Source organism: Amycolatopsis kentuckyensis, assembly GCF_002155975.1.
In the GTDB taxonomy this organism is placed as follows: domain Bacteria; phylum Actinomycetota; class Actinomycetes; order Mycobacteriales; family Pseudonocardiaceae; genus Amycolatopsis; species Amycolatopsis kentuckyensis.
This window is the reverse complement of record NZ_MUMI01000326.1, coordinates 1-7,762: the sequence shown is the minus strand read 5'-3', so window position 1 is coordinate 7,762 and position 7,762 is coordinate 1. Positions and strand designations below refer to the sequence as shown.

Sequence of the window (7,762 nt, the reverse complement as noted above, 5' to 3'; positions counted from 1 at the left end):
CGCTCGGTCTTCACCATCGGTTGCCTCCGGTCGTGGCTACAGGCGGATGAACAGGCTTTCGATCCCGCGGGTCACCGTGCTGGCCCACCGCTTCGGCGGCTTGGCCAGGCGCATGCCGGGGAACCGCGTGAACAGTTCCCGCAACGCCACCACGGCCTCCAGCCGGGCGAGGTTCGCCCCGAGGCAGTAGTGCGTACCGGCGCCGAACGCCAGCGTCCGGCTGCGCTTGCGGTGGGGGTCGAACTCGTCCGGGTTGTCCATCGTGGACGCGTCCCGCTCGGCGGCGGCCCAGGAGAAGAAGATCATCTCGCCGTCGCCGGGGATCGTCTTCCCGCCGACCGACACCGGGCAGGTCGTGATCCGGCTGGTCGAGATCATCAGCGGCGTGTCGAACCGCAGGGACTCCTCGACGAGCGTCTCGTAGTCGATGCGGCCGGCCAGCACCTTGCCGGTCAGCTCCGCCGATTCGAGCACCGTCACGAGGGTGTTGGCGATCAGGTTGGTCGAGCTTTCGTGCCCGGCGATCAGCAGCAGGTACACCATCGAAACCAGCTCGTCGAACGACATCGGGGGCGCGCCGTCGGGTCCTTCCGCCGCCGCCATGCGCTCGGCAAGGGTGCTGCCATCGCCCTCGCGCAAGGTCCGGCGCAGTACCTCCTCCAGGTGTTCCCGCGCCGCGGTGATGGCGTGCGAGTCGTCGCCGTCGGTCACGGTTTCGTTGGTCCAGTGCCGGAACAGCGTGCGGTCGACCAGCGGCACCCCGACGATCTCGATGATCATCTCCAGCGCGAACCGGTACGCGAACGCGTCGACGATGTCGACCTCGTCCCCCTCGCGCAGGTTCCCGAGCAGCTCGCCGGCGATCTCCGTCAGCCGAGGGGCCAGCTGCGCGATGACCTTGGGCTTGAACGCCCCGGCGACGGTCTGGCGCAGCTGCCCGTGCCGCGGCTCGTCGCAGGTCAGCATCCCCAGTGTCGAATTGCCGCCCCCGTCGGGGTGCGCGACGCCGAGGAAGCGCGGGCCGGCCGCCAGCGTCGGGTCGGCCAGGAGGTCCCGGATCGCCTCGGTTTCGACGACCAGCCAGGCGGGCAGGTCGAACGGCAGCCGCACCCGGTGCACGGGGCCGGCGTCCCGCAGGGACTTCATCACGGCGTGCGGGTCGCGGTAGAACTCGTCCTTGGCCTCGTAGAGGTCGACGACGTCGCCCCGGGCCGCAGCCTCATCGATGCTCGACATGCTCGTTCCTTCCCAACGTCAACGGCCGCCGTCGGCACGGCGGGGCGCGTAGCTCAATTTCCCGGTGGAGGTCCGCGGCAGCCGGTCCACCCACTCCACCTGTCGCGGCACTTCGAAGGCGTCGAGCCGGGTCCGGCTCCAGCCCAGCAGGTCCGGGCGCTCGCGCCCGGGTGCGACCACGGCCCGCGCCACCGGGAACTCCCCGCGCACCGCGTCTTCGGTGACGATCACCTGTACTTCGGCCACATCCGGGTGCGCCGAGAGGACGGCCTCCAGCCGGGAGCGGCGAGTCTTCCGGCCGGCGATGTTGATCAGGTCGCCGAGCCGTCCGGTGATGCGCAGGCCGTCCGCGTCCCGTTCGGCGAGATCTCCGGTGCGGTACCACCCGTCCTCGGCGGGCAGCGGGCGCAGCCGCCCCTCGGTGAAGTAGCCGGTGGCGAACGAGTCGTTCCGGGCGAGCAGTTCGCCCTCCCCCGGCCCGATCCGAAGGTCGACGCCGGCCAGCGGCGAGCCGATGCTGCCCGGTGCCGACGTCTCCGCCAGTGCCGCGATCGCCATCGTGCCCACTTCGGACGCCCCGTAGGCGTTGAGGAGGCGGAACCCGTGGCCGCGGCAGATCCGGGCCACCGCGTCCGGCCGCAACGGGGCACCGGCGGACACCACCTGCCGCACTCCGCCGAAGTCGAGCGAGCCGGCGTCCGCGATCATGTGGACGTGGTTCGGCAGCGCGACGAGGGTGCCGGCACCGGTGCTCGCCACGGTCTTCACGAGGGACTGGGGCAGCGACGAAGGCGGGCGGTACGTGGTTTCCGCGCCGGCCAGCAGCCCGGCGAGCAGCCCGTGCGTGAACCCGTAGGAGTGGTACACCGGGGCGGCGCAGACGACGGCGTCCGGAGCGCCCTCGCCGTGCAACGCGGTGGCGATCCGGGCGGCGTCGCGCAGCACGGCGTCGACCGGCTTCACCACCGCCTTGGGCGCGGCGGTCGAGCCCGAGGTCTGGAACAGGATCGACTCGCCGGGCAGGGGCACCGGCAGCGCCGTCGCGAGGTGCGCGAGGTGGCAGCCGAGGTTTTCGCCGAGCGGCACCGGATCGCCGGGCGGCCGGTCGCCGATCAGCACATCGGCCGCGTCGAAGGTGCCGGTGGCCGCCGGGTCGCGCAGCAGCACGGGAACGCCCAGCCGGCCGGCCGCGGCGACCGCGGCGACGATCAGGGCCGCGTCGGCGGTGGACGTCGTCAGCATCCGCACGTCGCCGAACCGCCGGGAGATCTCGCCGGCCAGCCGGGTTCCGGCGCGCAGCAGGCTTTCCGCAGGCCACTCGACGCCGCCCACGACGAGCCGGGCCGTCCCGCCGCCGTCCAGGACCTGCTCGATGGTCATGGTCATCCGGAGGCCCGCTTTCTCGTCGCGAGCACGAACTCGAGGACTTCGCCGGCGCTCTCCAGGCACGCGTCCGGACCGGCGGCCAAGAGCGCGTCGCGGTCGCCCTCGCCCCACAGGGCCGCCACCGCGGTGACGCCGGCTGCCCGCGCGGCCGCCACGTCGTAGGCGGCGTCGCCGATCATCACGGCTTCATTCGCGTCGACGTCCATCGACGCGAGGGCTTTGCGGACGATGTCGGGGGCCGGCTTGGGGCGGCCGACCTCGTCCGAGCCGATCACGTGCGTGAACCGGTCCAGCACCCCGAGCCCGGCGAGCAGCGAGCGGGCACGGTCCCCCGCCTTGCCGGTCGCGACCGCGCACGGGATGCCGCGCTCGGCCAGCCCGGCGAGCAGTTCCCGCACCCCGGGGTAGAGCTCGATCCGGTCCGCCAGCCGGTAGCTTTCGCGGACGAACGGGTCCTGCATTTCCGGCGGCAGCCCCATTTTCCGCATGATCTCGGGGAAGTACCCGCCGAGGTGGCGCAGGTACGCCTCGAACGGCGGCTCCCCGGCGCCGACCACTTCCCGGAACGCGTGCGTGAACGCCGAGCGCATCACCTCGAACGAGTTCACGAGCACGCCGTCGAGGTCGAAGACCACGGCGTTCAGCGCGGTCCCGGCGGCCCGGTGCGCCACGACCGGACCGGCGACGATCTCCCGGGTCATCGGGAGCCGACCACCTTCGCCACCACGTCCGCGACGATCTGGGCGACCGTGGTCATCTGGTCCTCGGTGCCGAGCAGGGTCCGGTGGTGCAGCCAGACGCAGTCCCCGGAAATCGCTTCGGCGTTCGGGCACCGGGCGGCGATGGCGGCGGCGTCTCCGGCGGGGGCGGCCAGTTCCCAGAAGGCGTCGGTGCGGTAGATCGCCCGGAAGGCCGCGAACGCCGGCACACCGTGCGCGATGAGCTCGTCGACCAGCCGCCGCCGCCGGCCGCCGGTGATCCCCGGCACCCGGAACATCGCCATGTAGTGCGGGTTGCGGGTGCACCGGTCGTCCGTTCCCTGCGGAACCACGCCCGGGATCCGGGCCAGCAGCCCGGAAAGCAGCGGCCAGCGCCGCTCGCGCACGTCGATCTGCCCGCCGAGGCGGGCGAGCTGAGCACGCAGAACGCTCGCCGAGAACTCGTTCATCCGGAAGTTGGAGCCGGATACCTTGTGCTCGTAGGCGCGATCGGACGGCGGCCGGCCGCAGCTGTGCCGCAGGAATGCGGTCTCGTACTCCAGCGAATCGGCGAACAGGAGGGCGCCGCCCTCCCCCGCCGTCATGAGCTTGCCGTTCTGGAAGCTGTAGGCGGCGATGGCCGCGAGTTCGCCGAGCCGCGCTCCGCGCCATTCGGCGCCGTGGGCGTGTGCGGCGTCGTGTACCAGCGGAACCCCGGTGTCGCCGGACAACTTGCCCAGCGCGTCGAGGTCGGCGAGCAGGCCGGCCATGTGTACCGGCATGATCGCGCGGGTCTTCCCGGTCACCGCGGCGGCGGCCGCGGCGACGTCGATGTTGTAGGTGTCCGGGTCGACGTCGACCGGCACGGCCACCGCGCCCAGCCGCTGCACGGCCTGGGACGAGGAGATGAAGGTGAACGCCGGCACGATGACCTCGGTCCCCGGCCCCACGCCGATGACCTGGAGGGCCAGTTCCAGCGCGTGGGTTCCGCTCGTCACCGCCAGCGCGTTGCGCGCGCCGTGGTACTCGGCGAACTCCCGCTCGAACTCCGACACCTCCTGCCCGCCGAAGCGCCACCACCCGCTCTGGTCGAGCGCACGCAGGAGAGCGGCTTTTTCGGAATCGTCGTACTGCGGCCAGTCCGGCAACTCGAGATTTCGACGAGAAATAGAGATCACGTCCGTTCATCGCTCGGCCGCTTCCGAAGGGAAAAGGCTTTTCGGCGGATTGCTCCGGCCACCATATGAGCCGTGATCCGCGGCGGCAAACCGCGGCGCGGCCGGCCGGGAATGGGACCTGTCAAGTGCGGAACTTCCGCGGTTGCACCGGTCTATACCACTGAAGCGCGCTTTGCTAGCCTGGCGAAATGGACCAGCCCACAGCGAAGCAGTCGATCATGCCCTTGGCCGATTTGGCCACCCCGATGGCCGTGCGGGTGGCCGCGACGCTCGGGCTGGCCGAACACGCCGGAACCGAAGGGGCGACGGCGGAGCGGCTCGCGTCGCTGAGCGGGACGTCGGCGGCGGCGCTGCGCCGGCTGCTCGACCACCTGGTCACCGTGGCGGTGTTCGAGCTGACCGCCGACGGGCGTTACCGGCCGACCGAGCTCGGCGCGCAGCTGCGGAAAGACGCGCCCGAAGGTGTCCAGCCCCTGCTCGACATCACCTGCGCCGGAGGCCGGGCCGAACTCGCCTTCGTCGAGCTCCTCGACGTGATGACCGACGGCGCGCCCGCCTATCCACGCCGGTACGGCCGCGATTTCTGGGCCGATCTCGACGCCGAGCCGAAATTGCGGACTTCGTTCGACGCGCAGATGAACTGGCGGTTCCGGGAACAAGCGCCGCTGATCGCCCGGAACTTCGACTGGAGCCGGTTCCCCGACATCGTCGACGTCGGTGGCGGCGACGGGCCGCTGCTCGTCGAGATCCTGCGGGCGCACCCGGCCGTCCGCGGCCGCATCCTCGACCTGCCGCCGACGGCCGCGGCCGCCGGCGAACGGCTCAAGGCGGCCGGGCTCGACGACCGGGCGAGCGCGGTGCCCGGCAGCTTCTTCGACCCGCTGCCGGCCGGGGCCGACGCGTACTTGCTGTCCGACATCCTGCACGACTGGGACGACGAGCACGCCCGCGCGATCCTGGCCGGCTGCCGCCGCGCCGCCGCACCGGACGCCACCGTCATCCTGATCGAACCGGTCCAGGGCCACGGCGCCGACACGGCGATCGACCTGTTCATGCTGATGTGCTTCGGCAGCAAGGAAAGAACCGTCGAGGAGCTAACCGAACTGGCCGCCGAATGCGGCCTCACCCTCCGGAGCGCAGCCCCCGTGACCAACGGCCGCTGGGCCCTGGAATTCACCACCGCGCCCGAGTCCTGACACCCGGCCACCGAGCGCGGCCTCACCCTCCACACCGCAACCCCGTGACCGACGGCCGTTGAGCCCTGGGGTTCGCCGAGTCCTGACACCCCGCGACACCGGCGCCGGCAACGCGGCGGCTTCGTCCGCGACCGGGTCCGGGCTCGCGCCCGTCGTCGCCCCAGCGTTTCCGCCACGCCGCCCGGGCGGTTTCGGGTCAGGACGTTGTTCGCGGATGTGCAAGAACCGCGGCTTGATCACCGCGTGGGCCGAAGAGGTGGAGTAGCTCGACGGAGTCGGTGGCGGCGGGCCCGAACCAGTGGGGTTCCGCCGTGTCGAACTCGGCGACTTCGCCGGGGTTCAAGGTGAACTCGCGCTCCCCGATGATGACGCGGACCGTGCCGGCGAGGACGTAGAGCCATTCGTAGCCCTTGTGGGTGACAAGTTCCGGTTCCCGGGGTGCCAGGACCTGCTTGAAGACCTGGATGCGGCCGGGGTACTGAGTGAGCGGAACGACGATGCTGCCCTGGCCGTGACGGTGTGGCTTGAGATGGACGCGCGGATCCCCGGTCGCCGGCGGGGCGACGAGTTGGTCGAGCGCGACGTGGTGAACGCGGGCGAGGGGTATCAGCAGATCGAGCGTGGGCCGGCGCTTGCCCGACTCCAGCCGCGAGAGGGTGCTGACCGAGATCCCGGTCTCCGCCGCAACCGTCTCGAGGGACAGGTGGCGAGACTGGCGGATTGCGCGCAAGCGAGGCGCGATCCCGTTGAGGATCTCTTCGGTTTCGGCGTCCATGCCGCGGAGTCTGCACCATGACGCCGCCGTCTTTTGCAGTTTCCGCAAAGATGCTGGGGAACCCTGCCGGGTCGTGTGCACCCTGTCCTTGACCTTGCCGCCGACCCCGGGGAGCCATCACTTGACCACGACCACTGCACCCACTTCTCCAGTGCTGACCGCTGCCCGGCGTTGGGCGATCTTGGTGATCTGTGCCTCCAGCCTGTTTCTGGTCGGGCTCGACACCACCATCGTCAACGTCGCGCTGCCTCGGATCGGTCACGGTCTCGCGGTGGGAACTCGGGCCCTGGAATGGGTCGTCGACGCTTACACCATCGTGTTCGCGAGCTTGCTGATCACCTCCGGGGCCCTGGCCGACCGGTTCGGCCGCCGTAGGATCTTCCAGCTCGGCCTGGTGGGCTTCGGGCTCGCGTCGGTGGCGTGCGCGGCGGCCCCTTCGGTGGGCGCCCTGATCGCCGCGAGGGCCGTCCAGGGCGTGGCGGCGTCGATGCTCAGCCCGGTGGCGCTGGCCATCGTCGTGAACGCGACGCCTGATCCCCGCGAGCGGGCCCGCGCGATCGGCGTGTGGGCCTCGGTGTTCGGCCTGAGCATGGCCGCCGGCCCGGTGGCGGGAGGAGCCCTGCTGGCCGGATTCGGTTGGCGATCGGTGTTCTGGATCAACGTCCCGCTGGTGGCGGCCGCCATGGTGCTCGTCGCGAGATTGGTCCCGGAGTCGCGCGGCGGCCACGCACGGCGCCTTGACCCGGTCGGCCAGGCGCTGCTGGCGGGGCTCCTCGCACTGGTCGTGGGTTTGCTCATCGAGGCCCCAGCTCTTGGTTGGACCTCACCGATCATTCTTGGTGGATACGCCGGTGTCGCGGCGATCTCGCTCGCCTTCGCGTGGGTCGAGCTGCGCAGGCCGGCGCCCCTGATCGAGCTGAGGTTGTTCAGGCGCCCGCCCTTCGCCGCGGCGGTGCTGGGCGCGGTCGCCGTGTTCGTCGCCTTGTCGGTGACCGTGCTGTTCACCACGTTCTACCTTCAGGAAGGTCGCGGCTGGACACCGCTGGCCGCGGGTACGGCGGTTCTTCCGCTGGCGGTCGGTGCGACCGTGTGCGCCCCGCTGTCGGGCATCTTGACCGGCCGGTTGGGGCCACGTGTCCCCCTTGTCCTGGCCGGAGTGTTCATCGCCGCCGGGGGTGGCGTGCTGTGGGCGGCCCTGACACCGAGCACGATCACCGCGGTGCTCCTGGCGGCCTACCTGCTCCTGGGCATCGGGGTCGGTTTCGCCAACGCACCGATCACCAACACCGCCGT

At 71.3% G+C, this 7,762-nt stretch carries 7 protein-coding genes; 2 read left to right on the top strand and 5 right to left on the bottom strand.

From position 1 onward, the window contains the following. Nucleotides 1–36 precede the first annotated feature (36 nt). Genes CCN39_RS29415 through CCN39_RS29400 form a run of 4 tightly spaced genes read right to left on the bottom strand, consistent with a single transcriptional unit; the run spans nucleotide 37 to nucleotide 4,495 of the window. Nucleotides 37–1,236 (bottom strand): cytochrome P450, encoded by a 1,200-nt coding sequence (locus tag CCN39_RS29415; protein WP_086847428.1) that lies wholly within the window; start codon nucleotides 1,234–1,236, stop codon nucleotides 37–39. 18 nt (nucleotides 1,237–1,254) lie between these two features. Beyond that, nucleotides 1,255–2,622 carry a class I adenylate-forming enzyme family protein gene (locus CCN39_RS29410; RefSeq protein WP_086847426.1) on the bottom strand — a complete coding sequence of 456 codons (1,368 nt, stop codon included), beginning with the start codon at nucleotides 2,620–2,622 and terminating at the stop codon, nucleotides 1,255–1,257. Then, nucleotides 2,619–3,323: an HAD-IA family hydrolase gene (locus CCN39_RS29405; protein WP_086847424.1), complete on the bottom strand. Its 705-nt coding sequence runs from the start codon at nucleotides 3,321–3,323 to the stop codon at nucleotides 2,619–2,621. Before CCN39_RS29405 ends, CCN39_RS29410 begins: the two co-directional genes overlap by 4 nt. Beyond that, on the bottom strand, nucleotides 3,320–4,495 hold the full coding sequence (locus CCN39_RS29400) for an aminotransferase class I/II-fold pyridoxal phosphate-dependent enzyme (RefSeq protein ID WP_434781129.1): 1,176 nt from the start codon (nucleotides 4,493–4,495) through the stop codon (nucleotides 3,320–3,322). The genes CCN39_RS29405 and CCN39_RS29400 overlap by 4 nt, the downstream gene beginning before the upstream one ends. 191 nt (nucleotides 4,496–4,686) lie before the next feature. Here CCN39_RS29400 and CCN39_RS29395 point away from each other — a divergent pair, with 191 nt between their 5' ends. Continuing rightward, complete coding sequence (locus CCN39_RS29395) at nucleotides 4,687–5,694, top strand: methyltransferase (RefSeq protein ID WP_086847420.1); 1,008 nt, start codon at nucleotides 4,687–4,689, stop codon at nucleotides 5,692–5,694. A 196-nt stretch (nucleotides 5,695–5,890) separates the two neighbouring features. On the opposite strand, the gene CCN39_RS29390 is transcribed toward CCN39_RS29395, so the two are convergent. Next, nucleotides 5,891–6,469 carry a helix-turn-helix domain-containing protein gene (locus tag CCN39_RS29390; RefSeq protein WP_086847419.1) on the bottom strand — a complete coding sequence of 193 codons (579 nt, stop codon included), beginning with the start codon at nucleotides 6,467–6,469 and terminating at the stop codon, nucleotides 5,891–5,893. 121 nt (nucleotides 6,470–6,590) lie between these two features. Here CCN39_RS29390 and CCN39_RS29385 point away from each other — a divergent pair. Further along, nucleotides 6,591–7,762, top strand: a 1,172-nt coding sequence (locus CCN39_RS29385) for an MFS transporter (protein WP_208630437.1), incomplete at its 3' end; no start/stop codon positions are given.

Bases quoted from the DNA above. Each gene is read 5' to 3' on its own strand.
- CCN39_RS29415 (WP_086847428.1), bottom strand. From the start codon at position 1,236: ATGTCGAGCATCGATGAGGCTGCGGCCCGGGGCGACGTCGTCGACCTC.
- CCN39_RS29395 (WP_086847420.1), top strand. From the start codon at position 4,687: ATGGACCAGCCCACAGCGAAGCAGTCGATCATGCCCTTGGCCGATTTG.
- CCN39_RS29390 (WP_086847419.1), bottom strand. From the start codon at position 6,469: ATGGACGCCGAAACCGAAGAGATCCTCAACGGGATCGCGCCTCGCTTG.
- CCN39_RS29410 (WP_086847426.1), bottom strand. From the start codon at position 2,622: ATGACCATGACCATCGAGCAGGTCCTGGACGGCGGCGGGACGGCCCGG.
- CCN39_RS29405 (WP_086847424.1), bottom strand. From the start codon at position 3,323: ATGACCCGGGAGATCGTCGCCGGTCCGGTCGTGGCGCACCGGGCCGCC.